The sequence below is a fragment of the Hydrogenophaga sp. genome (genome assembly GCF_050250835.1).
In the GTDB taxonomy this organism is placed as follows: Bacteria; Pseudomonadota; Gammaproteobacteria; order Burkholderiales; family Burkholderiaceae_C; genus Hydrogenophaga.
This window is the reverse complement of record NZ_JBFWNX010000016.1, coordinates 78,093-104,376: the sequence shown is the minus strand read 5'-3', so window position 1 is coordinate 104,376 and position 26,284 is coordinate 78,093. Positions and strand designations below refer to the sequence as shown.

At 66.6% G+C, this 26,284-nt stretch carries 24 protein-coding genes; 9 read left to right on the top strand and 15 right to left on the bottom strand.

Features of this window, described 5'->3' with window-relative positions; all coding sequences use genetic code 11:
• Window positions 1-356 precede the first annotated feature (356 nt).
• The 6 genes from AB7F11_RS17965 (at window position 357) to AB7F11_RS17940 (ending at window position 6,584) form a co-directional block, all read left to right on the top strand.
• A complete protein-coding gene (locus AB7F11_RS17965; protein WP_428290099.1) occupies window positions 357-1,250 on the top strand; it encodes a transglutaminase-like domain-containing protein in 894 nt (297 codons plus the stop codon).
• Window positions 1,251-1,311: 61 nt separating this feature from the next.
• The gene (locus AB7F11_RS17960) at window positions 1,312-1,482 is read left to right on the top strand and encodes a hypothetical protein (RefSeq protein ID WP_428290098.1); all 171 of its coding nucleotides are present in this window, start codon (window positions 1,312-1,314) and stop codon (window positions 1,480-1,482) included.
• Window positions 1,483-1,655: 173 nt separating this feature from the next.
• Window positions 1,656-2,138 (top strand): MarR family winged helix-turn-helix transcriptional regulator, encoded by a 483-nt coding sequence (locus AB7F11_RS17955; protein WP_428290097.1) that lies wholly within the window; start codon window positions 1,656-1,658, stop codon window positions 2,136-2,138.
• Window positions 2,139-2,243: 105 nt separating this feature from the next.
• Window positions 2,244-3,650 carry an efflux transporter outer membrane subunit gene (locus AB7F11_RS17950; RefSeq protein ID WP_428290096.1) on the top strand — a complete coding sequence of 469 codons (1,407 nt, stop codon included), beginning with the start codon at window positions 2,244-2,246 and terminating at the stop codon, window positions 3,648-3,650.
• 56 nt (window positions 3,651-3,706) lie between these two features.
• Window positions 3,707-4,975, top strand: coding sequence for an efflux RND transporter periplasmic adaptor subunit (locus AB7F11_RS17945; RefSeq protein WP_428290095.1), 1,269 nt, complete (start codon window positions 3,707-3,709; stop codon window positions 4,973-4,975).
• A gap of 19 nt (window positions 4,976-4,994) precedes the next feature.
• A complete protein-coding gene (locus tag AB7F11_RS17940) occupies window positions 4,995-6,584 on the top strand; it encodes a DHA2 family efflux MFS transporter permease subunit (RefSeq protein WP_428290094.1) in 1,590 nt (529 codons plus the stop codon).
• A gap of 16 nt (window positions 6,585-6,600) precedes the next feature.
• On the opposite strand, the gene AB7F11_RS17935 is transcribed toward AB7F11_RS17940, so the two are convergent.
• Window positions 6,601-7,263, bottom strand: a complete 663-nt coding sequence (locus AB7F11_RS17935) for a class I SAM-dependent methyltransferase (RefSeq protein ID WP_428290093.1) — start codon at window positions 7,261-7,263, stop codon at window positions 6,601-6,603.
• Window positions 7,264-7,342: 79 nt separating this feature from the next.
• Here AB7F11_RS17935 and AB7F11_RS17930 point away from each other — a divergent pair, with 79 nt between their 5' ends.
• Window positions 7,343-7,690 carry a heavy metal-binding domain-containing protein gene (locus tag AB7F11_RS17930; RefSeq protein ID WP_428290092.1) on the top strand — a complete coding sequence of 116 codons (348 nt, stop codon included), beginning with the start codon at window positions 7,343-7,345 and terminating at the stop codon, window positions 7,688-7,690.
• Between the two features lie 15 nt (window positions 7,691-7,705).
• On the opposite strand, the gene AB7F11_RS17925 is transcribed toward AB7F11_RS17930, so the two are convergent.
• The 3 genes from AB7F11_RS17925 to AB7F11_RS17915 form a co-directional block, all read right to left on the bottom strand.
• Window positions 7,706-8,863: an epoxide hydrolase family protein gene (locus AB7F11_RS17925; RefSeq protein WP_428290091.1), complete on the bottom strand. Its 1,158-nt coding sequence runs from the start codon at window positions 8,861-8,863 to the stop codon at window positions 7,706-7,708.
• Between the two features lie 150 nt (window positions 8,864-9,013).
• Entirely contained in the window at window positions 9,014-10,204 is a 1,191-nt protein-coding gene (locus AB7F11_RS17920; protein WP_428300797.1) for a lytic murein transglycosylase, read from the bottom strand.
• A 63-nt stretch (window positions 10,205-10,267) separates the two neighbouring features.
• The gene (locus AB7F11_RS17915; protein WP_428290089.1) at window positions 10,268-11,632 is read right to left on the bottom strand and encodes an MBL fold metallo-hydrolase; all 1,365 of its coding nucleotides are present in this window, start codon (window positions 11,630-11,632) and stop codon (window positions 10,268-10,270) included.
• A gap of 68 nt (window positions 11,633-11,700) precedes the next feature.
• Here AB7F11_RS17915 and AB7F11_RS17910 point away from each other — a divergent pair, with 68 nt between their 5' ends.
• The gene (locus tag AB7F11_RS17910) at window positions 11,701-12,213 is read left to right on the top strand and encodes a GrpB family protein (RefSeq protein WP_428290088.1); all 513 of its coding nucleotides are present in this window, start codon (window positions 11,701-11,703) and stop codon (window positions 12,211-12,213) included.
• 40 nt (window positions 12,214-12,253) lie between these two features.
• Here the strand turns inward: AB7F11_RS17910 and dnaJ are convergent, their stop codons facing one another.
• The 5 genes from dnaJ to AB7F11_RS17885 all read right to left on the bottom strand — a co-directional run bounded on the left by dnaJ (window position 12,254) and on the right by AB7F11_RS17885 (window position 17,625).
• Window positions 12,254-13,384, bottom strand: coding sequence for a molecular chaperone DnaJ (gene dnaJ, locus AB7F11_RS17905; protein WP_428290087.1), 1,131 nt, complete (start codon window positions 13,382-13,384; stop codon window positions 12,254-12,256).
• Between the two features lie 80 nt (window positions 13,385-13,464).
• Window positions 13,465-15,396, bottom strand: a complete 1,932-nt coding sequence (gene dnaK / locus AB7F11_RS17900) for a molecular chaperone DnaK (protein ID WP_428290086.1) — start codon at window positions 15,394-15,396, stop codon at window positions 13,465-13,467.
• A gap of 89 nt (window positions 15,397-15,485) precedes the next feature.
• The gene (gene grpE / locus AB7F11_RS17895; RefSeq protein ID WP_428290085.1) at window positions 15,486-16,046 is read right to left on the bottom strand and encodes a nucleotide exchange factor GrpE; all 561 of its coding nucleotides are present in this window, start codon (window positions 16,044-16,046) and stop codon (window positions 15,486-15,488) included.
• Window positions 16,047-16,224: 178 nt separating this feature from the next.
• Entirely contained in the window at window positions 16,225-16,566 is a 342-nt protein-coding gene (locus AB7F11_RS17890) for a winged helix-turn-helix transcriptional regulator (protein WP_428290084.1), read from the bottom strand.
• Window positions 16,567-16,698: 132 nt separating this feature from the next.
• Window positions 16,699-17,625: a sodium-dependent bicarbonate transport family permease gene (locus AB7F11_RS17885; protein ID WP_428290083.1), complete on the bottom strand. Its 927-nt coding sequence runs from the start codon at window positions 17,623-17,625 to the stop codon at window positions 16,699-16,701.
• A gap of 116 nt (window positions 17,626-17,741) precedes the next feature.
• On the opposite strand from AB7F11_RS17885, the gene AB7F11_RS17880 reads away from it, so the two are divergent.
• Window positions 17,742-18,662, top strand: coding sequence for a LysR family transcriptional regulator (locus AB7F11_RS17880; RefSeq protein ID WP_428290082.1), 921 nt, complete (start codon window positions 17,742-17,744; stop codon window positions 18,660-18,662).
• 13 nt (window positions 18,663-18,675) lie between these two features.
• Here the strand turns inward: AB7F11_RS17880 and AB7F11_RS17875 are convergent, their stop codons facing one another.
• The 6 genes from AB7F11_RS17875 to AB7F11_RS17850 are packed head-to-tail and all read right to left on the bottom strand — an operon-like array spanning window position 18,676 to window position 26,262.
• Window positions 18,676-19,227 carry a MarR family winged helix-turn-helix transcriptional regulator gene (locus tag AB7F11_RS17875; protein ID WP_428290081.1) on the bottom strand — a complete coding sequence of 184 codons (552 nt, stop codon included), beginning with the start codon at window positions 19,225-19,227 and terminating at the stop codon, window positions 18,676-18,678.
• A gap of 23 nt (window positions 19,228-19,250) precedes the next feature.
• Entirely contained in the window at window positions 19,251-20,951 is a 1,701-nt protein-coding gene (locus tag AB7F11_RS17870; protein ID WP_428290080.1) for an acyl-CoA dehydrogenase family protein, read from the bottom strand.
• A gap of 4 nt (window positions 20,952-20,955) precedes the next feature.
• Window positions 20,956-22,683, bottom strand: coding sequence for a tannase/feruloyl esterase family alpha/beta hydrolase (locus AB7F11_RS17865; RefSeq protein WP_428290079.1), 1,728 nt, complete (start codon window positions 22,681-22,683; stop codon window positions 20,956-20,958).
• Between the two features lie 31 nt (window positions 22,684-22,714).
• The gene (locus AB7F11_RS17860) at window positions 22,715-23,449 is read right to left on the bottom strand and encodes an ABC transporter ATP-binding protein (RefSeq protein ID WP_428290078.1); all 735 of its coding nucleotides are present in this window, start codon (window positions 23,447-23,449) and stop codon (window positions 22,715-22,717) included.
• Window position 23,450: 1 nt separating this feature from the next.
• Window positions 23,451-25,220, bottom strand: coding sequence for an ABC transporter permease subunit (locus AB7F11_RS17855; RefSeq protein WP_428290077.1), 1,770 nt, complete (start codon window positions 25,218-25,220; stop codon window positions 23,451-23,453).
• Between the two features lies 1 nt (window position 25,221).
• Window positions 25,222-26,262, bottom strand: a complete 1,041-nt coding sequence (locus AB7F11_RS17850; protein ID WP_428290076.1) for a branched-chain amino acid ABC transporter permease — start codon at window positions 26,260-26,262, stop codon at window positions 25,222-25,224.
• Window positions 26,263-26,284: the final 22 nt, after the last annotated feature.

The window sequence follows — 26,284 nt, the reverse complement described above, 5'->3', positions numbered from 1 at the left end:
CGGGGGGCAGCGACCCGCGCAGCGGCGGAGCGTGGGGGCCAGGGGCCAGCCGCCGGGCCGCCCCAAGGCAGGCCCAGCCCCCTCGGGGGGCAGCGACCCGCGCAGCGGCGGAGCGTGGGGGCCAGGGCCAGCCGCCGGGCCGCCCCCAAGGCAGGCCCAGCCCCCTCGGGGGGCAGCGACCCGCGCAGCGGCGGAGCGTGGGGGCCACATAAATGAATGATTGGTTCAGCGCAAAGACGCCAGGGGTTTGCGCGCGTAAGATGAACCGACGGTTTTCTGGAGTTCACCGATTCTTCCGCGCCTCTGCGCGGCCGCCTGGCTGACCGGCCAGCTTTTATCTTCTTCACGGTGACCCCATGGTTCGCATTCACCTCGCCATTGATCTCGACTACGCCGTCCATCCCCCCGGCGCCGACTTCATCTTCAACGTGCAGGCCGCGCACGCGCCCCAGCAGACCGTGGTGTGGGAGGAGTTGCAGGTCAGCCAGCCTGTGCCCGTGTCCATGCACACCGATGTGCCCACCCGCACGCGCCTGCTGCGCCTGACGGCTTCACCGGGTCCGTTGCAACTGCGTTACCGCGCCACGCTCGACGTGGTCCACCACGTGGCCGAGCCCGATGCCGTGTTCGAGACGCCGGTGGCCCAGTTGCCACCTGAAGCACTGGTCTACATCTACCCCAGCCGCTACTGCCAGTCCGACTGTGTGACCGGCATGGCCACGCAGCTCTTCGGCCATCTGCCGCAGGGCTATCGGCGGGTGCAGGCGATCCAGAAGTGGGTGCAGAGCCAGGTGAAGTTCGAATCCAACACCAGCAACTCCATGACCTCGGCGCTGGACACGCTCAACGACCACAAGGGTGTGTGCCGCGACTTCGCGCACCTCATGATCGCCTTCTGCCGCGCCCTGAACATCCCGGCGCGTTTCACCACCGCCGTCGACTACGGCGCGGACCCAGCCCTGGGGCCGACCGACTTCCACGCCTATGTCGAGGCCTACCTGGGCCACCGCTGGTACATCTTCGATCCGTCCGGCACGGCCATGCCCATGGGGTTTCTGCGCATCGGCACCGGGCGCGACGCGGCCGACGTTTCCTTTGCCACCATCTTCGGCAGCGTGCAGGCGAATGCCCCGCGCATCGACATTTCGGCCCAGACCGACGCCGCCAGGGCCTGGCAAAAGCCGGTGCACCGCACCGAGGCGCTGTCCACCGATTCGAGCCTGGGCTGGAGCCTGGTCGCCACCGGCTGAGGCCCACGCCCGGGGCCTTGTGGCCTAATACGGGTTTTTCCAACTCTCTCAGGATCCTGTCATGGGCAACAAAATCGTCACCGAAGCCGACCGCAAGCGCACCCCCCGCCCCACGCCCGTCCCCGGCGTGTCGCTGGCCACGCCGGGCCGCGGCCAGCGCGTGAGCCTGGAGCGCGGCGTGGCCACGCGAAGCAAAAAGAACCCGGGCAAGCGCTCGAAGAAGGGCGGCTGACAACCGCTGGCCGGCAACGGCCGTTCTCGCAAAAAGGCCCGCAAGTGCGGGCCTTTTGCATGGGCGATCGCTGGGCTCGGTATCCCGCGGCGACGGCGGGGTCATTTTTATTGCCTGAATAAATACTGCCTAGGCATGTATATTCACGTCTTTCCCGAATCACCTCCACCCACATGGCACGTGCTCCCGCCCCGGTCCGTTTCTACGACGCCGGCACCTACACCCCTGATGAGAGCGTGGGCTACCTGCTCAAGCGGGTGTTGCTGTCCATCGTCCACCAGGTCGACAAGCGCCTGGACCTGCACGACCTGACCTCGGCGCAATGGGGCCCGATGATGCGACTGCGCATGCACGGCCAGTCCACCGTCGTGGAACTGGCGCGCTGGGCACACATCGACGCCGGCGCCATGACTCGCCTGCTCGACCGCCTGGAAAAGAAGGGCCTGTGCAAGCGCGAGCGATGCACCGAAGACCGCCGCGTCGTGCGGGTGGAACTCACCCCAGCGGGCAAGGCCGCGATGGAGCACGTCCCCGAGGTGCTCGCCGACGTGCTCAACCAGCATCTGGCGGGCTTTTCCAGATCGGAGTGGCAGTCTCTCATGGGCTACCTCCAGCGAATGGCCGACACGGGCGACGCGTTGCGGGAAGCGGGATGAGAGGGGTGCGTCATCTGCCCCAATCTTTTGTCGCCCAATTGCCTGCCTGAGCAAATGAAGCCTGATCAAGTACCCGACGTTCTTCGCCTCCGCCGACCCTGGGGGATGGCCCTTTCCTTCAGCGTGGTGCTGGCGCTGGCGGGCTGCGCCAGCAGCGCCGGAATCGGCTCAGGCGCCCAGGTGCTGTCGCCCCGGGCGGCCGGTCTTCCAGCGGCCGCAGACGCTGCGCCCATGGAGATGGTGCAGGCCAACTGGTGGCGCGATTGGGGCGACGCCGGCCTGAGTGCTGTGATCGAACAGGCCTTGCAGGCACAACCTTCGCTGAAGGTGGCCGAAGCCCGCCTGCGCCGCGCACAGGCAGCCACCGCCAGTGAACAGGCCATGGAGGGACCGCAGGTCAACGCCAGCGCGGACGCCACACGCCAGCGCTTCAGTGCCAACAGCATCTACCCCGCGCCGCTGGGCGGCTCCATGCGCACCCTGGCCAACGCGCAGCTTGCTGGCAGCTGGGAGATGGACTTCTTCGGCCGGCACCGTGCGGCCATCGAAGCGGCCGTGGGCAGCGAACGCGCTGCGGTTGCCGAGTGGCAGGCGGCGCGCAACGTGCTGGCCAGCCAGGTGGCACAGACCTATGTGCAACTGGGCCGCTTGCTGGCCCAGCGCGAGGTGGCCCGGCATGCGCTGGCCCAGCGCGACCAGATGCTGGTGCTGATCCGCCAGCGCGTCGATGCCGGGCTGGACACACGCGTCGAACTCAAGCAGGGTGAAGGTGCCTTGCCCGAGGCGCGCTTGCAGATCGAACAGCTCGACGAGCAGATTGCGATGACGCGGCACGCGCTGGCCGCGCTGGCGGCGCTGCCCTCGTCGAGCTACGACCAACTGGAACCCGATCTGCGGGCCATCAAGATCCTGGCATTGCCCGCCGCGCTGCCGGCCGACCTGCTGGGTCGCCGGCCCGACGTGAGCGCGGCGCGCTGGCGCATGGAAGCGGCCACGAAGGGCGTGGACTCGGCCAAGGCCCAGTTCTATCCCAATGTGAGCCTCACGGCGTTCATGGGCCTGTCCAGCATCGGGCTTGACCGCCTGATGGAATCGGGCAGCCAGCAGTACGGCGTGGGCCCTGCGATTCACCTGCCGATCTTCGATGCGGGCCGTCTGCGCGCCCAGTTGCGCGCGAAGACGGCCGATCTCGACGCGGCGGTGGAGAGCTACAACGGTGCCGTGATCGACGCTGTGCGCGAGACCGCCGACCAGCTCGACGCGCGCCAGTCGGTGCAGCGCCAGCGCGAGCAGCAGGCGCAGGCGGGCGACGCGGCCGAGGCGGCCTACGACATCGCCACCCAGCGCTACCGTGCCGGCCTCAGCGGGTATCTCACGGTGCTCAGCGCCGAAACCTCGCTGCTCAGCCAGCGGCGCCTGAGCGTGGACCTGAAGGCGCGCGAACTCTCGGTGCAAGTGGCGCTGGTGCGCGCCCTCGGCGGCGGCTTTGACGACGCCAGCGTGGGTCGCTGAACCCGGCGGCCCTTTCTTTTTCTCAACTTTTCCGCTCATCGAGTCAGGAGCTCCTCATGAATGCCAACTCCGACAGAACAGCCCAGGGCAACCCTGCGCGCAGGAAGGCGCTGACCGCCGTCGCCGCTGGCGTGCTGCTGGCCGGCCTGGCCTACGGCACTTACTGGGCGCTGGTGCTCAACCACTTCGAGACCACCGACAACGCCTACGTGCAGGGCAACGTGGTGCAGATCACGCCGCAGGTGGCCGGCACCGTGGTGGCCATCAACGCCAACGACACCGACCACGTCAAGGCCGGGCAATGGCTGGTGCGTCTGGACCCGACCGACGCAAAGATTGCGCTCGAGCAGGCCGAGGCCCAGCTCGCGCAGACCGTGCGCGAGGTGCGCACGCTCTATGCCAACAACCGCACCCAGGGCGCTCAGATCGCGCTGCGCGAGGCGGACCTGGCGCGCGCCCAGAGCGATCTGCAACGGCTGCAGGACGACGTGACGCGCCGCCAGCCCCTGGTGGCCACCGGCGCGGTGGGGCAGGAGGAGTTCAAGCACGCGACGGCACTGCTGGCGGCGGCGAAGAGCAGCGCTGAGGCGGCGCGCGCCGCGGTGTTGGCCGCGCGCGAGCAGCTGGCGTCCAGCCAGGCGCTCACCGAGGGCATCGCAGTGGACCAGCACCCCAGCGTGCTGCGCGCCTCCGCGCGTGTGCGCGAGGCCTATGTGGCCTTGCAGCGGGTCGAGTTGCAGGCGCCTGTGGATGGGTATGTGGCGCGGCGCAATGTGCAACTCGGCCAGCGCTTGCAGGCAGGCGCGCCGTTGCTCTCGGTGATCGCGCTCGATCAGGTGTGGGTGGAGGCCAACTTCAAGGAGAGCCAGCTCAGGAACCTGCGGCTGGGCCAGCCGGTGGAGCTCACCGCCGACGTGTATGGCAAGAAAATCGTGTACCAGGGCAGCGTCGAAGGGCTGGGCGCGGGCACCGGTGCGGCCTTTGCGTTGTTGCCGGCGCAGAACGCCACCGGCAACTGGATCAAGGTGGTGCAGCGCGTGCCTGTGCGTGTGCGCCTGGACGCGCAGCAGCTGCTGGAGCATCCCTTGCGCCTGGGCCTGTCGATGGAAGCGCGCGTGGACGTGAGCAAGACCGATGGGCGCATGCTGGCCGACGCGTCGAGTGCGCCGGTGGCGGTGCAGACGGCAGTTTTCGACCAGGACAACCGAGAAGCGGACGCCCGCGTGCGCGCCATCATCGGGCAACACGGCGGGACCGTGCGAGCGGTGTTGAACAAGCCGGCGGCCGCTGCGCCTGTCGCGCCTTCGGTGGCGCTGGCGCACTGAAGCCGGACGCCCTCCCGACATGAGCAACACGGCCGTTGTGGCGCCCGGCGCGTCACCTGCACCCTCAACTGCGCCACCGGTGGTCTTCGAGCCGCTCAAGGGCGGCCAGCTGGTGCTGGGCACGATCGCCCTGTCTCTGGCCACGTTCATGAACGTGCTTGACACCTCGATTGCGAACGTGTCGATTCCCGCCATTGCCGGCGACATGGGCGTAAGCCCGGCACAAGGCACCTGGGTGATCACCTCGTTCGCTGTGGCCAACGCCATCTCGGTGCCGCTCACTGGCTGGCTCACACAGCGCTTCGGGCAGGTGCGGCTGTTCACCATGAGTGTTCTGCTGTTCGTGCTGGCGTCCTGGCTGTGTGGACTGGCACCCAACATCGGCATGCTGATCGCCTTTCGCGTGTTGCAGGGCCTGGTGGCCGGGCCCATGATCCCGCTCTCGCAAACGCTCTTGCTGGCGAGCTACCCCCGCGCCATGGCCGGCACGGCCATGGCCATGTGGGCCATGACGGTGCTGGTGGCGCCGGTGGCTGGCCCACTGCTGGGCGGCTGGATCACCGACAACATTTCGTGGCCCTGGATCTTCTACATCAACATCCCTGTGGGCCTGATCGCCGCCGCGCTGATCTGGTCCATCTACCGCAGCCGCGACCCCGGCCCGCGCCGCGTGCCGCTGGACGTGGTGGGCCTGGGCTTGCTGGTGCTGTTCGTCGGCACCATGCAGGTCATGATCGACATGGGCAAGGAACTGGACTGGTTCGAGTCGGGTGAAATCGTCCTGCTCACCGTGGTCTCGGCGGTGAGCTTCATGTTCTTCGTGGCCTGGGAGCTGACGGAAAAACACCCGATCGTGGAGATCCGACTGTTCGCGCGCCGCAACTTCGTTGCCGGCACGCTGGCACTTTCCATCGCCTATGGGCTGTTCTTCGGCAATGTGGTGCTGCTGCCACTGTGGCTGCAGCAGCACATGGGCTACACGGCCACTTGGGCAGGCCTCGCCACGGCGCCGGTGGGTCTGCTGGCCATCGTGCTGTCGCCCTGGGTGGGCAAGAACGTGAGCCGCATCGACCCGCGCAAGCTTGCCACCATCGCTTTCCTGGGTTTCGGTGCGGTGCTGTGGATGCGCTCACACTTCAACACCCAGGCCGACTTCATGACCATCCTCATTCCCACGCTGTTGCAGGGCGCGGCCATGGCCTTCTTCTTCATTCCACTGCAGGCCATCGTGTTCTCGGGGCTCTCGCCGCACCAGACGCCTTCGGCCGCCGGCCTGTCGAACTTCGTGCGCATCACCGCGGGTGCGGTGGGCACATCGCTGTTCACCACCTTGTGGGAGAGCCGCGCATCGCTGCACCATGCCCAGCTGGTGGAATCCATCCACACGGGCAACGCCACCGCCATGGCCACGCTGGACCAGCTCATGCGCGGCGGCATGAACCGCGAACAGGCATTGGCCTCCATCGACCGAATGATCAACCAGCAGGCGTTCACGCTTGCGGTCACGGATCTGTTCTACCTGTCGGCGGTGCTGTTCTTCGTGCTCGTGGCCATGATCTGGGTCACACGGCCGGTGGCAGGCGCCGCGGTGGACGCGGGCGCGCACTGACCAGGCGCGCGCAGCATCAGCGCGTGAAGCGCAGGAAGCGGCCCTTGTAGGCTTCGCCGTTCTCCAGTTGCCGATGCGCCGAGCTCATGGCGAGCGTGAAGCCCATGGCGGCCATGTCGCGCCCGAAAGCGGCGCGATTGCCCCGGTCGGGGTCGACGATGATGACCACCGCGGCGGGCGCCGCATGGCGAAAGATGAACGCGGCCAGCTGGGCGGGCTGCTGGCGTTCGTAGAGCAGGTCGCTGCCCACGATGAGATCGAACCGGCCCAGCGCCGGGTTGTCGGTGGCAGCTGTGCTTTCCCAGTTGCCCGCCTGGTAGGGCATCGGTCCCAGGCCGTTGAGCGCCAGGTTGTGGCGCAGGAATTCTTCCGTGAGTGGGTGCCAGTCGCTCACCGTCACGTCCGCGCCGCGCCGGTGCATGACCAGGCTGGCCAAGGCCAGACCTGCGCCAATCTCCAGCACGCGCAGGCCATCGAGCGGGTGCGCGAGCATGGCCAGCGCCAGCACGCGTGAAGAGGGCCACACCTGCCCGAAGTGCGCCCAGCCCGCCGGCGGCAGGCCCAGGTCCGCCGCGCTGTGGTCGGTGTCGGTGTATTGCTGGTCGTCGCTGAGCCGACGGATGTGCCAGTCTTCGCCGCCGAGTTGCAAGGTCTCGGTCCGGACTTGGTAGCCTGGCATGGAAGGCTTTCGTTGGGAATGTGGTCCACGGTACCATGCCCTGGCACCCGGCGGGTGGTGCGTCAGCGGGAGTGTTCACATGGGTTGGTTTTCCAAGGGCAAGGACGGCTTCTTTCTCAGCACCACCACGCTGGAAGGCCTTCAGCGCTCGCAGATGCTGGGTGTGGTGCACGGTGAAGCCATCATCGGCGCCAACATCTTCCGCGACATGTTTTCCTCCGTTCGCGACGTGGTGGGCGGGCGTGCCGGTGGGTACGAACGCGCCCTCTCCGGCGCGCGCGACGCGGCCATGGAAGACCTCATCGAGTCGGCAAAGGAAATGGGTGCCGACGGCGTCATTGGCATCGACTTCGACTACGAGGTGCTCGGCGAGACCAACGGAATGATGATGGTCTGCGTCAGCGGCACAGCGGTCAGGCTGGGCTGAGGGAACTGGCCGGATTCAGTAGCCGATCTGGGCGAAGAAGGCGCGCACCTCGTCGCTGAACGCGACCGGTTCCTCGAGTGCGGCGAAATGGCCGCCAGCCGGCATTTCGGTCCAGCGAGCGACAGCGAAACCGCGCTCTGCCACAGCACGCGGAGGATAGGGAATGAGCTCCGCCGGAAACAGCGCGATGCCCACGGGGATGTCCACGCGCGGCATTGCGCCACCCGCCGCCATCTCCTCCCATCGACCTCGGTACATCCACATCGCCGGACCCACGGCGTCGTTCACCAGGTAGAGCATCAGGTTGGTGATGAGGGTGTCGCGGTCGAAGCGGCTGTCGATGTTGCCTTTCGTGTCTCCCCAGGTTCGGAACTTCTCGCAGACCCAGGCGGCAAAACCCAGCGGCGTATCGGTGAGCGCGAGGGAGATCGTCTGCGGCTTGGTCGACTGAACGAGGTGGTACCCCATTTCCCTGGCGCGCATGCTGGCGATGCGGGCCAGGAAAGCCGCTTCCGCGGCGTCCGGCTTCTCGGCGGGCGGCAGTGCCCAGCTCGGCACCATGTTGAGGTGGATCGCCTTCGTCACGTCGGCGTGGTCGATGCCGAGGAGGTGGGTGACGGCGGCACCCCAGTCGCCACCCTGAGCAGCGAAGGTGGCATAGCCCAGCGCATCGACCATCAGGCCGCGCCATAGGCGCGCCACCGTGCGCGGGCCGATGGGCCGGGCCGGGCGCTGTGAAAAGCCATAGCCCGGCAGCGAAGGAATCACCAGATCGAAGCCGTCTTCTGAAGAGCCGCCGAAGCGCTCGGGATGGGCCAGCCGTTCGATGCTGCCCAGAAATTCGACCACCGATCCCGGCCAGCCATGTGTGAGCAGCAGGGGACGGGCCCGTGAGGCCGATCCCTTCACGTGATAGAAGTGGATGCGCTGGCCTTCCACGTCGGCCGTGAACTGCGGCCATTGGTTGAGCGCCCGCTCCGCGGCTCGCCAGTCGTAGCGCTCAAGCCAGTGTCTGACGAAAGAGCGCAGCCAGCGGGCGTCCGTGCCATAGGTCCAGTCGTCGTCGTCGTCCGGCGCCTCGGCCCAATGGGCATCGGCCAGCCGACCCCAGATGCGGTCGATGACGGCCTGCTCGATCGCGACGTGAAAAGGCTGTACGTTGGAGTTGCTCATGTTCGATGGGCCCGCGCTCAGGCGGGCGGTGGCTGCATGTCAATGGTCTGACATCTTAAGTGCCCACTGCGGCCGGCCGCAGTGGGCACTTTCTGCAGCCGGCGGGCGAGCTGCGCGCCTGTGTCGAAGACCCCGAGAGGGCGCGCGGCTTCAGCCGCCTCGCAGCGCCTTGAGCAACTTCTGCCCCGCACGCCCGCTGGCCTCCTGCCCCAGGCGTTCCTGTTCGGCGCGGATGGCGGCACGGCTTTTGTCGCCCAGCATCCCGTCCACCATGCCGATGTCGTGCCCGCGCTGGATCAGCAGCGTCTGCAATTCGCGTCGTTCAGCGCGCGAGATGCCGGGATCGTCGGTTGGCCAGGGCGTGACGAAAGGGGTGCCGCCGCGCAGGCGGTCAGACAGGTGCGCAATCGCCAGGCCGTAGCTCTCAGCCGCGTTGTAGCTGTAAAGCGCATCGAAATTTCGCAGCACCAGAAAGGCCGGGCCTTGCGGGCCGGCCAGGGTGAGCAGGCCGGCGCTGCCCGACGCGGGCAAGGGTGAGCCGTCCACACGCAGCACGCCCCGTGCGGTCCATTCGCTCATGGCGCGCTTCGAGCGCCGGCCTTCGCCCGCCGCCGAAAAATTCTCGGGCAGTTTCACCTCGAAGCCCCAGGGCTGCCCTGCTTGCCAACCGGCTTTTTGCAGGAAATTGGCGGTGGAGGCCAGTGCATCGGTGGTGCTGTCCATCAGGTTGGCCTTGCCGTCGCCGTCGAAATCCACCGCCAGCCGCTCGAAGGTGCTGGGCATGAACTGCGTGTGGCCGAAGGCACCGGCCCACGAGCCCACCAGTCGCTCAGGTGCAATGTGGCCTGCCTGAAGAATGCGCAGCGTGGCAAAGAACTCCCCCCGGAAGTACGCCTGACGCCGACCAAAGCAGGACAGTGTGCCCAGCGACTGCACCAGCGGCGATTTGCCAAAGCTCTGGCCGAAGTTGCTCTCCACGCCCCACACCGCCACCACGGTGGCCGGGTCCACACCAAAGCGCTCGTTCACGCGGGCCAGTGTCTCGGCGTGCTGCGCCATCAGCGCTTTGCCCTGTTCGACCCGCTCTTCGTCCACCAGCCCGGCCATGTAGTCCCAGATGGCGGTGCGGAACTCGGGCTGAAAGTTCAGTCTGTCGATCACGGTCATGTCGGGCACGAGACCTTGCGTGTGTTGCACGAAGGTGGCGTCCTGCACGCCGGCGGCGCGCGCCGGGGCGCGCAGGCCGTTCAGGCAGGTGTCGAATTCGGGGTTGGGGGTTTGCGCCCGCGCGGCGCAAGAGAGGAGGGCTGCGCCCAGGAGCAAGGTGAGTGGTGGCGTCATGAACTTGTGAGTCGGATCCATCGGCGCGGTTCGCCGTGGCGATGTGAGGAATTGTTCCAGTGTTCAAACACCCCAGGTGCTGCCGTGCTCGGGCACCAGCGCCTGCCAGCGCAGCTCGGTCTCGATGCGGTGGCGCAGGCGGTCGGCCGCCTCCATGTCGCCGTGTGTCACGAACACGCGGCGTGGCGGCGTGGGCAGGGAACGCAGCCACGCCATGAGCTGGCCCGCGTCGGCGTGGGCCGACGCCGAGGTGAGCTGCACCACCTCGACGCGCACCGGCAAGTCCTGTCCATGGATGCGCAGTTGCGTACCGCCGTTGGCCAGCGTGGCACCGCGCGTGCCGGGTGCCTGGTAGCCCGTGAGCACCACCATGTTGCGGTGATCGCCCAGGTACTGCACCAGGTGGTGCAGCACGCGACCGCCGGTGGCCATGCCGCTGGCGGCCAGGATCACTTTCGGCCCGTGCTGCCGCGCAATGGCCCTGGACTCGTCAGCCGTGCGCACCATCTTGACCGCGTGACCCATCGCTCGGCACTGCTCGGCGCTCAGCCGGTGTTCACCCAGGTGGCGCGCAAACAGCTCGGTGCTGTGGATGGCCATGGGGCTGTCCAGAAACACCGGGAGCGCGTGCGGCAGCTGGCCGCTGGCTTTCAGCTGGGCGATGGCGTGCAGCAAAGCCTGGGCTCGGCCCACCGCGAACACCGGCACCACCGCGGTGCCACCGCGCGCGGACACGCGCTGCAGGGCGGGGCCGAGTTCGGCCAGCACGTCCTCGTCCGGATGGTCGCGGTCGCCATACGTGGACTCGCACACCACCACATCGGCCGCCGGCGGCGCCTCCGGCGCGAGCATGATCGAATCGTCCGGCCGGCCCAGGTCGCCCGAGAACAGGATGCGCCGCCCGCCCACCTCCAGCAGCACGCTGGCTGCGCCCAGGATGTGGCCGGCGCCGGAGAAGCGGGTCGTCCAGCCTTTGAGTGGCTCGAAGGCCTGGTGCATGGGCACGGTGTGAAACAGCTTGAGGCTGCGGCGAGCGTCTTCCTCGGTGTAGAGCGGCAGCGCGGGTGCGTGCTTCGAGAACCCCTTGCGGTTGGCGTAGGCCGCGTCTTCTTCCTGAATGTGGCCGCTGTCGGGCAGAAGTATCTGAGCCAGGTCGCGCGTGGCGGGTGTGGCCCACACCTTGCCGTGGAAGCCTTCTCTGGCCAGCAATGGCAGGTAGCCGCTGTGGTCCAGGTGGGCGTGCGTGAGCAGCACGGCGCCGATGTGGTTGGGCATCACCGGCAGGGGATCGCGGTTGCGAAGGCGAAGCTGCTTGTAGCCCTGGAACAATCCGCAGTCCACCAGCAGGCTCTGACCGTCGTGCTCCACCAGGTACTTGGAGCCGGTGACGGTGCCGGCGCCGCCGAGGAATCGGATGTGAACGCTCATGCGGGCGATCTTACGCCGCGTGAGAGCGCGATACAGTGCCACATCCACCGTCGTCCGGCTCGCACATCTTGATCGAGATCGTCCCGTATTCCACCGAGTGGCCCGCACGCTTCGCCCAGGAGGCGGCGAGGCTGCGGTCGGCGCTTGCGCCCTGGCTGGTCGCCGACATCGAGCACATCGGCAGCACCGCCGTGCCTGAGCTTGGCGCCAAGCCGGTCATCGACCTCATGGCGCCGGTGCAGGATCTGCTGGCAGCCCGGCCCGCCATTGCCGCCGCTGTCGCCGCTGGCTACTGCCACTTCCCCTACAAACCGGATCAGATGCACTGGTTCTGCAAACCCTCCCCCGCCGTTCGCACCCACCACCTGCACCTGGTGCCATGGGGCAGCGCGCTCTGGCACGACCGGCTTGCCTTTCGGGACGAACTTCGCAGCAACGGCCCACTGGCTCGGGAATACGAACGCCTCAAGCTCGCGCTGGCCGCTCGCGATCCCGAGGACCGCGAGGCCTACACCGAGGCCAAGTCACCCTTCATCGCCTCCGTGCTTCAGGCGCGGCGCTCCAGGATGGGGGAAGCTTGAGCCTTTGAGCCGTGCGCAGACCGGCTAGAGGTGGCGCGGTTCAGCTGAAGAACGACTTGGCCTTCTCGAACCATCCTTTGTCGTTCGGGCTGTGCTTGTGGCCGCCCTTCTTGAACGAATCGTCGAGTTCCTTGAGCAGCTTGCGCTGGTGCTCGGTGAGCTTGATCGGTGTCTCCACCGCCACGTGGCAGTACAGGTCGCCGGGATAGCTGCTGCGCACGCCCTTGACGCCTTTGCCACGCAGGCGGAAGGTCTTGCCGCTCTGGGTTCCTTCGGGTAGGTCGATGGTGGCTTTTCCGGCAAGGGTGGGCACGTCGATCTCGCCGCCGAGGGCCGCCACCGTCATGCTCACAGGCACCTGGCAATGCAGGTCGTCGCCCTCGCGTTCGAAGATGTCGTGCTTGCGCAGTCGCACCTCGATGTAGAGGTCGCCCGAGGGGCCGCCGTTCTGTCCGGGCTCGCCGTTGCCGGTGCTGCGGATGCGCTGGCCGTCGTCGATGCCGGCGGGGATCTTGATCTCCAGCGTCTTCTGCTTCTTGATCTTGCCCTGGCCGTGGCAGGTGGTGCAGGGCTCGGGAATGATCTTGCCGCTGCCGTGGCAGTGTGGGCAGGTCTGCTGCACACTGAAGAAACCCTGGCGCATCTGCACCGAACCCTGGCCGTGGCAGGTGGTGCAGGTCTTCACGCTGGTGCCGGGTTTGGCGCCGGTGCCGCTGCAGGTCTCGCAGTTGTCCCAGGAGGGGATGCGGATCTGCGTTTCCTTGCCGGCAGCGGCTTCTTCGAGGGAGATCTCCATGGCGTAGGAGAGATCGGCGCCGCGATAGACCTGCCTGCCGCCGCGCTGACCGCGCGCGCCTCCGAAGATGTCGCCAAAGATGTCGCCGAAAGATTCGGAGAAGCCGCCGAAGCCTTCTGCCCCGCCCGGGCCGCGCATGTTGGGGTCCACGCCGGCGTGGCCGTACTGGTCGTAGGCCGCCTTCTTCTGCGCGTCCGAGAGCATCTCATAGGCCTCCTTTGCCTCCTTGAATTTCTCTTCGGCGGCCTTGGCTGCATCACCCTGGTTGCGGTCAGGGTGGTGCTTCATCGCCAGCTTGCGATACGCCTTCTTGATTTCTTCGTCCGAGGCGTTCTTGGGCACGCCCAGCACTTCGTAAAAATCGCGTTTTGCCATGGTCAGTTTCGGTAGTTTTCAAACACGAACGCCGCGTCAGGTTGCCCGGACGCGGCGATGGTCAGCAAGTGGGCTCTCGATCAGCCCTTCTTCACTTCCTTGACTTCGGCATCGACGACATCGTCGTCGGCCGGCTTGCTGCCACCACCCTGCGCTTCGGAAGCGCCGGCGGCGGCGGCCTGTTCGGCCTGCGATGCGGCGTACACCTTCTCGCCCAGCTTCTGGCTGGCCGACATCAACGCCTCGGTCTTGCTCTCGATGGCTTCCTTGTCGTCGCCTTTGGCCGCTTCTTCCACATCCTTCAATGCGGTCTCGATGGCTTCCTTCTCGGCGGCTTCGAGCTTGTCGCCATGCTCGCTCAGCGACTTTTTCACGCTGTGCACCATGGCTTCGGCCTGGTTGCGAGCCTGCACCAGTTCGACCTTCTTCTTGTCGTCGGCGGCGTTGAGCTCGGCGTCCTTCACCATCTGCTGGATCTCCGCTTCGGAGAGGCCGGAGTTCGCCTTGATGGTGATCTTGTTTTCCTTGCCGGTGCCCTTGTCCTTGGCGCCCACGTGCAGGATGCCGTTGGCGTCGATGTCGAAGGTCACCTCGATCTGCGGCATGCCGCGCGGAGAAGCGGGGATGCCTTCCAGGTTGAACTCGCCCAGCAGCTTGTTGCCGGCTGCAATCTCGCGCTCGCCCTGGAACACCTTGATGGTCACGGCCGGCTGGTTGTCTTCGGCGGTGGAGAACACCTGGCTGAACTTGGTCGGGATCGTGGTGTTCTTCTGGATCATCTTGGTCATGACGCCGCCCATGGTCTCGATGCCCAGGCTCAGCGGGGTCACGTCGAGCAGCAGCACGTCCTTGCGGTCACCGGAGAGCACCTGACCCTGGATGGCGGCGCCCACGGCCACGGCTTCATCGGGATTGACGTCCTTGCGAGGCTCCTTGCCGAAGAACTCCTTCACCTTTTCCTGCACCTTGGGCATGCGCGTCATGCCACCGACCAGGATCACGTCGTGGATCTCGGAAGCGCTGATGCCGGCGTCCTTGATGGCCGTGCGGCAAGGTGCAATGGTGCGTTCGATCAGCTCTTCCACCAGGGCCTCCAGCTTGGCGCGCGTGAGCTTGATGTTCAGGTGCTTCGGGCCCGAGGCGTCGGCGGTGATGTAGGGCAGGTTGATGTCGGTTGCGGCGGAGGATGAGAGTTCGATCTTGGCCTTCTCGGCAGCTTCCTTCAGGCGCTGCAACGCCAGCACGTCCTTGCTCAGGTCCACGCCCTGTTCTTTCTTGAACTCGGCAATGATGTGGTCAATGATGCGCTGGTCGAAGTCTTCGCCGCCCAGGAAGGTGTCTCCGTTGGTGGAGAGCACTTCGAACTGCTTTTCGCCATCGACGTCGGCGATTTCGATGATGGACACGTCAAAGGTGCCGCCGCCCAGGTCGTACACCGCGATCTTGCGGTCGCCCTTTTCCTGCTTGTCCAGGCCAAAGGCCAGGGCTGCGGCGGTGGGCTCGTTGATGATGCGCTTGACCTCCAGGCCGGCAATGCGGCCGGCGTCCTTGGTGGCCTGGCGCTGTGCGTCGTTGAAATAGGCCGGGACAGTGATCACGGCCTCGGTCACCGGCTCGCCCAGGTAGTCCTCGGCGGTCTTCTTCATCTTGCGCAGAATGTCGGCGCTGACCTGCTGGGCCGAGATCTGCTTGCCGCGAACTTCCACCCAGGCGTCGCCGTTGTCGGCGGCCACGATCTTGTAGGGCATCAGGTTGATGTCCTTCTGCACTTCCTTCTCGGTGAACTTGCGGCCGATCAGGCGCTTGATGGCGTAAAGGGTGTTCTTGGGGTTGGTCACGGCCTGGCGCTTGGCCGACGCGCCCACGAGCACCTCGCCATCTTCCTGGTAGGCCACGATCGACGGCGTGGTGCGCGCACCTTCCGCGTTCTCGATCACCTTGGTGGTGTTGCCTTCCATGATGGACACGCACGAGTTGGTGGTGCCCAGGTCAATGCCGATGATTCGTCCCATGTTGTTGCTCCGTCTGGAAAAGTGAATGTGTGAAAAAGGATGTGGGGAAGGTGTGGATAACCAGTGGGTATTTCAAGCCCGGAGGGGCATCATTTCGGCGCGGCCACGGTCACCAGGGCCGGTCGCAGCACGCGGTCGGCGATCAGATAGCCCTTTTGCAGCACGGTCACCACGGTGTTGGCCTCCTGCTCGGCCGGCACCATGCTGATGGCCTGGTGCTGGTGGGGGTCGAACTTCGCGGCGGTGGCGGGGTTGATTTCCAGCACCTTGTGGCGTTCCAGCGCGCTTTTGAGCTGCTTGAGGGTGGCTTCCGTGCCTTCCCGCAGCTGATCGCGGTTGGCATCGGCGATGGCCAGGCCCGCTTCGAGGCTGTCGGCCACGGCCAGCAGGCTGTCGGCGAAGCTTTCCACTGCGAACTTGCGCGCCTTGGCGATCTCTTCTTCGGCACGGCGGCGGGCGTTCTCCGCCTCGGCCTTGGCACGCAGGAACTGGTCGGCCAGATCGGCGTTCTGCGCCTTGAGCGTGGAGATTTCCTGGGTCATCTGGGTCAGGGCATCGGCCTCGTTGGCGGCCTCGGCCGCCAGGTTTTCTTCTGGGCTCACAGGTGCGTTGGGATCGGGCTGGTCGGGTTGAAAGGGCGTCTGGCTCATGGGTCTGTGATGATCGTGAAAGCAATGGCCAGGCTGGCCGTGGGCGTCAGATGGGGCCATTGGGCCCGTCTTCAAGGGATGGGGCGGCAGATGGGCCGCCGGTGGGGAAGGGACGACGGGCGCAGGGGGGCGGCAGCGTGTCCAGGGGGCGGGGTGGCGACCACCCCAGCGCGTGATTTTATGTCCCGACGGAGTGGGGGTGCGCCGAGGACGGGGCGACACGCGCCTGGTGCTGCAACCACTTGCCCGCAAACTGCTGGACTTCAACCAGTCGACGGGCCAGATCGGTGCCCTGGGAAGTGAGGCGGTAGCCGGTGCCGCTGTGGTCCACCAGGCGTGCGGCGCGCAGTTCTTTCAGGCGGGTGTTCAGCGTGTTGGGCGTGACACCGCCCACGCTGTCCTGGAGCAGCCGGAAGGTCTGGGGGTGGCCATCGCTCAGGGCCCAGATCACGCGCAGGGCGTAGCGCGATTCCAGCAGGTCGAAAAGCTGGATCACGGCGGCATTGTCCTTGGCGGTCATGGGCGGCTCCGTGGGGCGCGGGGTGGTGCGATCCACTATAGGCAGGAAACCCGGGTGCTACCAGTTTGCTAGCTGCGTGCACTGCAGCAATGTGGCGCAAACGTCAATGATGCGGATTTACCCGGATTGCATTCAGGCCAGCCAGCCCGCGAACCAGAGATAGATCGGGATGCCGACCAGGATGTTGAAGGGAAAGGTGACCCCGAGCGCTGCAGCAATGGACAGCCCCGCATTGGCCTGGGGAAGTCCGATGCGCATGGCCGTGGGCGCCGCAATGTAGCTGGCGCTCGCGGCCAGGGTGGCCATCAGCGCCACGCCGCCGGTGCTCAGGTCAAGCGACTTGCCCACCAGCGCACCGGCGACGGCGAGCAGCAAGGGCAGGCTGGTGCCAAGGAGCAGCAGGCGAAGCCCGTAGCGACGCACCTCCGCCAGCCGTTCGCCGAGCACCAGCCCGAGTTCCAGCATGAACAGGGCCAGCACGCCCTTGAAAGGGTCAACGAACACAGGCTTGAGTGGTGCGGTCCCGGCCTCGCCCATGAACGCGCCGATGACCAGACCGCCGGCCAGCAACATGACCGAGGGACCCGCCAGAACATCGCGGGACAGGTGGCGCCAGTCGATGGGGCCGGCACCGCCACGCCTGGCGAGGAAAATGGCGGACAGCAGGGCAGGGGCCTCCATCAGGGCGACCCAGAGCGCCGCATGACTTTCATAGGTGACGCCCTTCTGGTGCAGGTGACTGGTGGCGACCGCGAAGGTGACGACGCTGACCGAGCCGTAGTGCGCCGCCAGGCTGGCGCTGTCCACGCCCGAAAAACCCAGGCGACGCAACAGGGGCACCACCGCAAAGGGCACGGCAAGGCTCAACGCGACGCAGGCGGCCACCTGAGGCAGCAAGTCCTGGAGCGGCTGACGGCTGATCTCCACGCCGCCCTTGAGGCCAATGGCCAGCAGGAGGTAGATGGAGAGCGTCTCGTACAGCGCTGGCGGGACCTTGAGTTCGCTGCCTGCCAGGCGCGCGACCAGACCGAGTCCGAAGAAAAGAACAACGACATCCACGGACATGATTTCCTTGAATCAGGGTTGCCTGATGCAGGATGGCACTTTAGCCAGGATCGGATTCGGAAAAAATTCGCTTTTGCCTTAAAACACATCGAATAATTCGATCTATTTCCATGAACTACAAGCATCTCCACTACTTCTGGACCGTGGTGCGCACGGGCAGCATCGCCCGAGCCAGTGCGCAGCTCCATCTCACCCCGCAGACCCTGAGCAGCCAGATCAAGTTGCTCGAAGAGCGCCTGGGCAAACCTTTGCTTCGCAAGGTCGGTCGGGGCGTGGAGCCGACCGATGCTGGCCGCATGGTTCAAAGATTTGCAGACGACATCTTTTCTCTGGGAACCGCATTGCAGGAAGCCTTGCTGACCGGTCAGGAAGGGGCCGGGCAGGGCAGCTTCCGGGTGGGCATCGTCAATTCGGTTCCAAAATCCATTGCCTGCCATGTGCTGGAGCCGGCCCTGACCCCGGTCGATCGGAGTCGCCTGATCTGCGTCGAAGGCAAGCTCACCGCCTTGCTGGCGGAGCTGGCGGTTCACCGTCTCGATCTGCTGGTCTCGGACGTACCCATGCCCGCTGGCTTGAGTGTCAAGGCGTTCACCCACTTGCTCGGCCGGACAGGGGTGTGCTTTTTTGCATCCCCGGCGCTCCTCAGGCGAGAAGGGCTCACCTTGCGTCAGGCACGTTCCCGTTTTCCCGCCAGCCTGATCGGCCTGCCATGGCTGATGCCGAACTTTGACTCGGTTTTGCGCCCTCGTCTGGAGGCCTGGCTGCATGATCGGGGCGTGGTGCCCAGTGTCGTCGCCGAGTTCGATGACGGTGCGCTGACGAAGGCGTTCGGCCGTCAAGGCTTTGGCGTGTTTGCCGGGCCGGCCATTCTCGCGCATGAAATCGAGGCCCAGTTCCAGGTGGTGCAACTGGGTTCAGCGCCCGATCTCGTGGAGGAGTTTTATGCGATCTCCATCGAACGACGAATCTCCAACCCTGTCGTGGCGGCCATCACCGACGCCGCGCGCCGAGAGCTGTTTCCGCGGCCCTGACGAGGTGCCGGGCTCAGCGGCGGTACACCTTGCGCAGCAGCGCGATGAGCGTCTGCAGCTCCTCGGTGCTGAGCCGCCCAGCCACGTTCTGCTCAAGCTGCGTGGCGGTGGCCTGGGCGTCGCGGTAGAGGCGCTGGCCCTCGGCAGAGAGGTGCAGGCCCTGCGCACGCCGGTCGGTGGGATGGGGTTTGCGCAGGATCAAGCCGCGTTTGTGCAGGCTCTTGACCATGCCCACCAGGTTGGGCGGCAGGATGTCGAGCGCAGCGCAAATCTGGCGCGAGGTCACGCCCGGGTTGTGCGCCACCACCGACAGCACGGAAAAATCCACCGGGCGCATGCCGTAGGGTTCCATGCGGCGCAGGAACACGGCGATGACCGCCAGCGCCGCGCGCCGAGCGTTGTAGCCCAGCAAGGATTCGAGGTAACTGGTGTCGACATCGGCGGACTCCTGGGCGCCCGTCAAACCCGGCGTCGGGTTTGAATCGGCGGCGTCGGCATCGGCGTCGGCGCTCTTGCGGGGGCCGCGCGGGCGGCGCAGGGCATTGGCGATGGAGGTCTCGGGCATGGTCAAAGCATATCGCGGCGGACTCAGCCCCTGGCCAGCGTGGTTCTCATCATGCGCTGGCGCATCTCGAATTCGGGCCAGACAAAGCGCCAGAACGCCGCAGGCGCCTGGCTGGCGCCCGGTGTGGCGCCAATGCGGGCGCTGGCCCAGGCCATGAGCACCAGGGCCAGGGCACGCAGGAAGTCGTCGGCCAGCCAGTGTGCCCGGTCCGCGGGCGCACTGGCTGCGCTGGCCAGTGGCAGCAGTTCGGTGCGAATGAATTCGCCCAAGGCTTGCAGCGCGTCGCGCGCTGCGCCGGCCTCGGGCACGCGATCCAGATCGCCGTGCAGCTCGACCAGCAGGGCCTGCAGGGCGGTGGCGCCATCCGGCAACGTCTTGCGCAGGAGCAGGTCGATGGCCTGGATTTCGTTCGTGCCCTCGTAGATCATGGCCACGCGCGCATCGCGCACATGCTGTTCGATGCCCCATTCGCGCACGTAGCCGTGGCCGCCAAAGACCTGCAGGCAGGCGCTCGCGCCGCTGAAGGCCTGCTCGGTCCAGGCCGACTTGAGCACCGGCGTGACCAGGCTGCACCAGCGGGCAGCACTTTCGCGCCGGGCGGCCTCGGGGTGGTGTTTCTGCACGTCGAGTTCGAGCGCGGTGCGGTAGGCCAGCACGCGGCCGGTGTCGATCCAGGCGCGTTGCGTCAGCAGGATGCGCTGCATGGCGGGGTGAAGGGCGATGTGGTCTGCCTCGCCGGCCTTGCTCGCGCTGCCGGGCGCGCGCATCTGGCGCCGCTCCTGCGCGTAGGCATTGGCCTTCTGCCAGGCGGCGTCAAGCAGCCCGATACCTTGCAGGCCGACCAGCAGGCGAGCCGCGTTCATCATCACGAACATCGCGTTCAGGCCCTTGCCGGGTTCGCCCACGAGCGATGCCACCGCTTCCTCGAACCGCATCACGCAGGTGGGGCTGGCGTGAATGCCCATCTTCTCTTCGATGCGCTCGCAGTAAACCGCACTCCGGCTGCCGTCTTCATGAAACTTGGGCACCACGAACAACGAGAGCCCTTTGGGGCCGGGTGGTGCATCGGGCAAACGCGCCAGCACCAGATGGACGATGTTGTCGGAGAGGTCGTGCTCGCCGCCGGAGATGAAGATCTTGGTGCCGCTCAGGGCAAATCGGCCGTCGGGCAGCGGCGTGGCCCGCGTGCGCACCAGGCCGAGATCGCTGCCCGCGTGCGGCTCGGTGAGGCACATGGTGGCGAGCCACTCGCCGGTGGCCAGCTTCTCCAGGTAACGCGCCTTGATGTCATCGGAGCCGTGGTGCTTCAGGCACTCGTACGCCCCGTGCAGCAAACCCGGTGCCATGGTCCAGCCGTGGTTGGCGGCGTTCAGCATTTCGTGCAGCACCGCTTCCAGCGCGGTGGGCAGGCCCTGGCCACCATCTTCAGCGGCGCACGCCAGCGATGGCCAGCCGGCTTGCCAGAACGCCTGGTAGGCCTGCCGGAATCCCGGCGGCATGGTCACTGCGCCGGCCTTCCATTGCGCGCCCACTTCATCACCCTCGCGGTTGAGCGGCGCGAGCACCTCGCCCACAAACTTGCTGGCTTCCTCGATCACCTGCGTGAGCAGGGCCGGTTCGGCATGTTCGGCCAGCAAGGGGAGCTCGGCCAGCACCTCGGGTGCCCGCAACACCTGCAGCAAGATGAAGGAGTGGCTCTCGGGCCGGGGCTGGTAAGCGTTCATCGTTTCAGCGGCACGTGAAGCTGGATGCGTTTTCCACTGGTCCGCTGCCGTTGTAGTGCGCCACGCTCGGGTAGGCGCACAGCGGTCGTGTGCGGTTGGCGGACCAGTCGGCGGGCAGCTCCGCGTTCACGCCGCCCGCGTTGCCGGCGCCGCGTGCGCTGGCCGTCACGGCTTGCGGCGCTACGCCTTGTTCCACCCACTTCACCAGGGGGCCAAGCAGATCGAACTGGTCGGTGGCCGGGCCGCCGCTGCAGTGGTTCATGCCCGGCACCGGGAAGTAACGCGCGAAATCGTTGGCCTTGCCGCCTTGCGAGCGGTTCACGCGTTCGACCCACTGGCGCGTGTCTTCGGCCGAGAAGATGGCATCGCTCACGCCGTGGTACAGCACCATCTTCGCGCCACGCGCTCGCAGCGCAAGCAGGTTGTCTGGCTTGTCGTGGCCAGGTGGGCCCATGAGCGACACGCCGGATTCGCGGTAGGTGTCGCTGGTGGCCGAGATGGCCGACAGCAGCGAGTCGATGTTCGCGCTGGCGAAGTTCACGGGTGCAGCCGGTGGTGCGGTGAACACCGTGCCCACCGACAGCGGATCGAGCGCCACGGCGTTGACGAACTTCCAGGTGGCCCAGTTGCTGCCTGCGATGCCGGCGTCGTAGGGGAAGGCGCTGTAGATCGGCCGGGCGTTGCCGGCCTTGCCGCCCGCCTGCACGTCGGCCAGCGTGGCCTTTTGGGGCGCGGTGAGGCAGTTGCCATCGCGCGCACCGCTGCAGGTGGGCACGTCGCGCACCACGTCGAAGGCGCCCTGGCAGGCTTGCGTGGCCTGCACCAGGCCATCTTTCAGGCCATCGAGCGCATCGCAGCGGTTGAGGATGGCGCGCGCCACGGTCTGGCGTTCGGCGGCGGTCAGCGCGCTGCCGAGGTCCGGGATGCTGGCGTTGGGGTTCAGTGGGTGTTTCACCGTGGCACCCGGCGTGGCCTGCGGCAGCCAGCGCTGCGCGCCCCAGAGTTGCGCCAGCGCGGCGTTGGGCAGGCGGTAGCCGGGCGCGCCGATGAGGTAGCCGTCGTACTGCTCGCCCAGGCGCGACGCCGCCACCATGGCATGGCGCCCGCCGTTGGAGCAGCCCCCGATGTAGGAACGGTCGGGGCCCTTGCCGTAGGCGCTGGCGATCAGGGCCTTGGCCATGGGGGTGAGCTTGGCCACCGCCTGGTAGCCGTAGTCCAGGCGCGCTTGCGGCTCCAGCCCGAACACGGTGGTCTGGGCGCCGCTGTGGCCGGCGTCGGAACTGATGACGGCAAAGCCCTGCACCAGCGCGCCGGTGAGGGGGCCGCCGCCCAGCACGCCTTCGGCCGGACGCACGGCGCCATCGAGCCCGCCGTTGCCCTGGTAGTAGAAGCGCCCGTTCCAGGCCATCGGCAGGCGCATCTCGAAACCGATGGCGTAGTCCCGGCCATCGCTGCCCTTGCGCTTGTGCATCTGTCCCTTCACCAGGCAGTGCGCCGCCACCGGCTGGCCCGCCAGCATGAGGCCACCGGCGGCCACGTTGACGGCGGAATCAATGACGGTCTGGTCGAAGCGGAACTGGCTCGCCAGCGCGTCGCACTGGTTCAAGCTGGCGCCCACGGCCGCCTTGAGCGGAACGGGTGGTGGGGCCACAGGCGTGGTGCTGCAGGCCACCAGCGCGAGGCCCAGCGCAGCAGGCCAGGCCACGCGGGTGACGGATGCGGGTTTCTTCATGGTGTGTCTCCTTGGGGGGGCGTGAAGGCAATCAGGCACGTTCGCGAGCAGTGCCCAGGTAGGTTTCGATCACGCGCGGGTCGCTGGCCAGTTCACTCGCCGGTCCCTGCGCGCTGAGTTCACCCATCTCCAGCACGTAGCCATGATCGGCCACCTGCAGCGCGGCGCGCGCGTTTTGCTCCACCAGCACAATGGTCACGCCGGTCTGGCGCAGCCGTTCGATGATGGCGAAGATCTCGCGCACGATCAGCGGCGCCAGGCCCAGGCTGGGCTCGTCGAGCATGAGCAGATCGGGCGCCGACATGAGCGCACGGCCCACCGCCAGCATCTGGCGTTCGCCACCCGAAAGCGTGCCGGCAAGCTGTGCGCGGCGCTCCTGCAGGCGCGGGAAGATGCTGTAGACGTCGTCGAGACGGCTGCGCCATTTCGCGTTGCCCAGCCGCATCTGGCGAAAGCCGCCGAGCAGCAGGTTGTCTTCCACCGGCATCGTGCCGAAGAGTTCCCGCTTCTCGGGCACCAGCGCCATGCCGTTCATCACGCGCTCCTCCAGCGAGAGTGTGGAGATTTCCTGCCCACGAAACTCGATCGTTCCCTGTCCTGGCAGCATGCCCATGAGCGTGTTGAGCAAGGTGGACTTGCCCGCGCCGTTGGGGCCGATGACGGTGATGACACCGCCGGGCGCAACCTGGATGTCGATGCCGTGCAGAACCTCGGCGCGTCCGTAGCCGGCGCGCAGGCCGCTGACTCGAAGAATGGGTGTGGTCATTTCAGTGCTCCGTGCCGAGGTAGGCAGCACGCACCTTCGGGTCCTGCTGCACCTGTGCTGGCGGACCTTGCGTGAGCAGCGTGCCGAATTCCATCACCACCAGGTGGTCGCAGATCTGCATCACCAGATCCATGTCGTGTTCCACCAGCAGGATGCTCATGCCCTCGCCCTTGAGCTGGCGGAGCACGCCCGCCAGCGCCTGCTTTTCTTGATGACGCAGGCCGGCGGCGGGTTCGTCCAGCAGCAGCAGTGTCGGATCGGCGCAGAGCGCGCGAGCAATCTCCATCAGGCGCTGCGGGCCCATGGCCAGGTTGCCGGCCTGTTCGTGCAGGTAGGCGCCCATGCCGACGCGTTCGAGCTGGCGTTGTGCTTCGCGGAAAAGCTGCTTCTCTTCCGCGCGGTTGGCGCGCAGCATGGCGGGCAGCACGCCCTTGAAGCCGCGCGTGTGTGCGCCCAGCGCCACGTTTTCCAGCACCGTCATGTCCGGAATCATCTTGACGTGCTGGAAGGTGCGCGCCATGCCCAGCCGTGCGATGTCGCGCGAGGCTTTGCCGACCACGTTGCCGCCCTGGAACTGCACCACGCCGCTGGTGGCCGGCAGCACGCCGGTGATGAGGTTGAAGGTGGTGGACTTGCCTGCGCCGTTGGGGCCAATCAGGCCGACGATCTGGCCCGAATGAATCTGGAAGCTGATGTCGTTCACCGCCACCAGGCCGCCGAACTGCATGCGCGCCTTCTGCACGTCGAGCACCAGTTCACCAGCGGCAGGCCTGGTGCGCTCGGCAAGCGCAGCCGCGTCCTGCCAGTCCACCTTTCGAGGTGGCTTGGGCATGTGCCGACCGACCAGCGACCACAGGCCATCGGGCAGGTACTTCAGCACAACCACCAGCGCGATACCGAAGACGATCACTTCATAGCTGCCACTGGTGCCGATGAGCCTGGGCAGCAACACCTGCAGCTGGTCTTCGAGCACTCGAATGAGCCCGGCACCCACGATGGCACCCCACACATGGCCCACGCCGCCGATCACCGCCATGAACAGGTACTCGATGCCCATCTTCAGGCCAAAGGCCGAAGGGTTGACCGTGCGCTGGAAGTGCGCGAGCAACCAGCCAGCGACCGACGCGAGCACAGCCGCCAGCACGAAGACGGTGACCTTGTAGCGGAAGGTGCTGATGCCCATCGCCTCGGCCATCTGGGAACCGCTCTTGAGCGAACGGATGGCGCGGCCCGCACGTGAATCGAGCAGATGCAGCATCGCGGCCACGAACGCCAGCAGGATGATCCAGGTGAGCACGAAGAATGCGCGGCCCTGGCCAATGTCAAAGCCACCAATGGACAGGCTCTGGATGCCCAGCAGGCCGTCGTACTTGCCCAGCGCATCGAGGTTGCCCATGAGGTAGTACAGCGAGAGCCCCCAGGCGATGGTGGCGAGCGGCAGGTAGTGGCCCGACATGCGCAAGGTGATCAGGCCCACCAGCAGCGCGCTGCCGGCGGTGAGGCCCATGCCGATGAACAGCGTGAGCCACGGGGACATGCCGAGGTTCAGCGTGAGCCACGCCGTGGTGTACGCGCCGATGCCGACAAAGGCCGCCTGCCCGAACGAGGTGAGCCCCCCCACGCCGGTCAGCAGGATCAGACCCAGCACGGTCATGCTGTACATGCCGATGTAGTTGAGTTGCGTGATCCAGAAATCGGGCAGCGGCAGCACTGCGATCAGGGGAATCGCGAGGGCCAGGATCAGCAGGCCGAAGTTTTGAAGTTTCGGCATGTCAGTGGTCCTCGTCTGAATGCTTGCTGCGCAGGGATCTGAACAGCAGGACGGGGAGAATCAGGGTGAACACAATCACTTCCTTGAAGGCACTGGCCCAGAACGAACCGAAGGCTTCGATCACGCCCACGCCCAGTGCCGCGATGAGCGCGCCGGGATAGCTCGCCAGGCCAGCGGCCACAGCAGCCACGAAGCCTTTCAGGCCGATGAGGAAACCGGAGTCGTAGAACACGGTGGTGGTGGGGCCGATGAGCAGGCCGGAGAGCGCGCCGATGAAGGCCGCCATGGTCATGGTGAGCTGGCCCGATGCCTGCGACGAGATGCCCATGAGGCGTGCGCCAGTGCGGTTCACGGCAATGGCACGCAGCGCCTTGCCGCGCAGAGTGCGCTCGAAGTACAGCCAGAGCATCACGATCAGTGCCACGGTGGCGGCAAAGGTGATGATGGCCTGGCCCGAAAGCATCACCGGGCCAATGGTGAAGCGCTGCTCCCAGAATGCCGGGTTGCGAAAACCCTCGGCGCCGAAGAACAGCAGGCCCAGCCCGGTCATGGCGAAGTGCACGCCGACCGAAACGATCAGCAGCACCAGTGGGGTGGCGCTCTCCAGCGACTGGTAGGCCACGCGGTACACCAGCGGCCCATACACCGTGACCACCGCCACGCTGAGCGCGGCCTGCACCCACAGCGGAAATTGCTGCGGCGCGGACCAGATGGCCACGCCCGACACCAGCACCGGCAGCACCAGCGTGCGCCCGGCCGCCTTGAGCGCGGGCCATGCCGAGCTTTGATTGCGCCATCGCTCAGCCAGCTCCATCAACGCCGCAACGACAGCCAGCAGCATCAGCAGCCACACGGTACCGGGCACCTTGCCGGTTTGAAAGATGGCCAGGGTCAGTGCGCCATACGCGACGAACTCACCCTGGGGAATGAAGATGATCCGGGTGACGGTGAACACCAGGACGATGGCCAGCCCCAGCAGCGCGTACACCGCGCCGTTGGTCAAGCCGTCCAGCAACAAAATGCTGGCGATCGAGAAATCCATAGGACTGTTAACACCCCCCGCG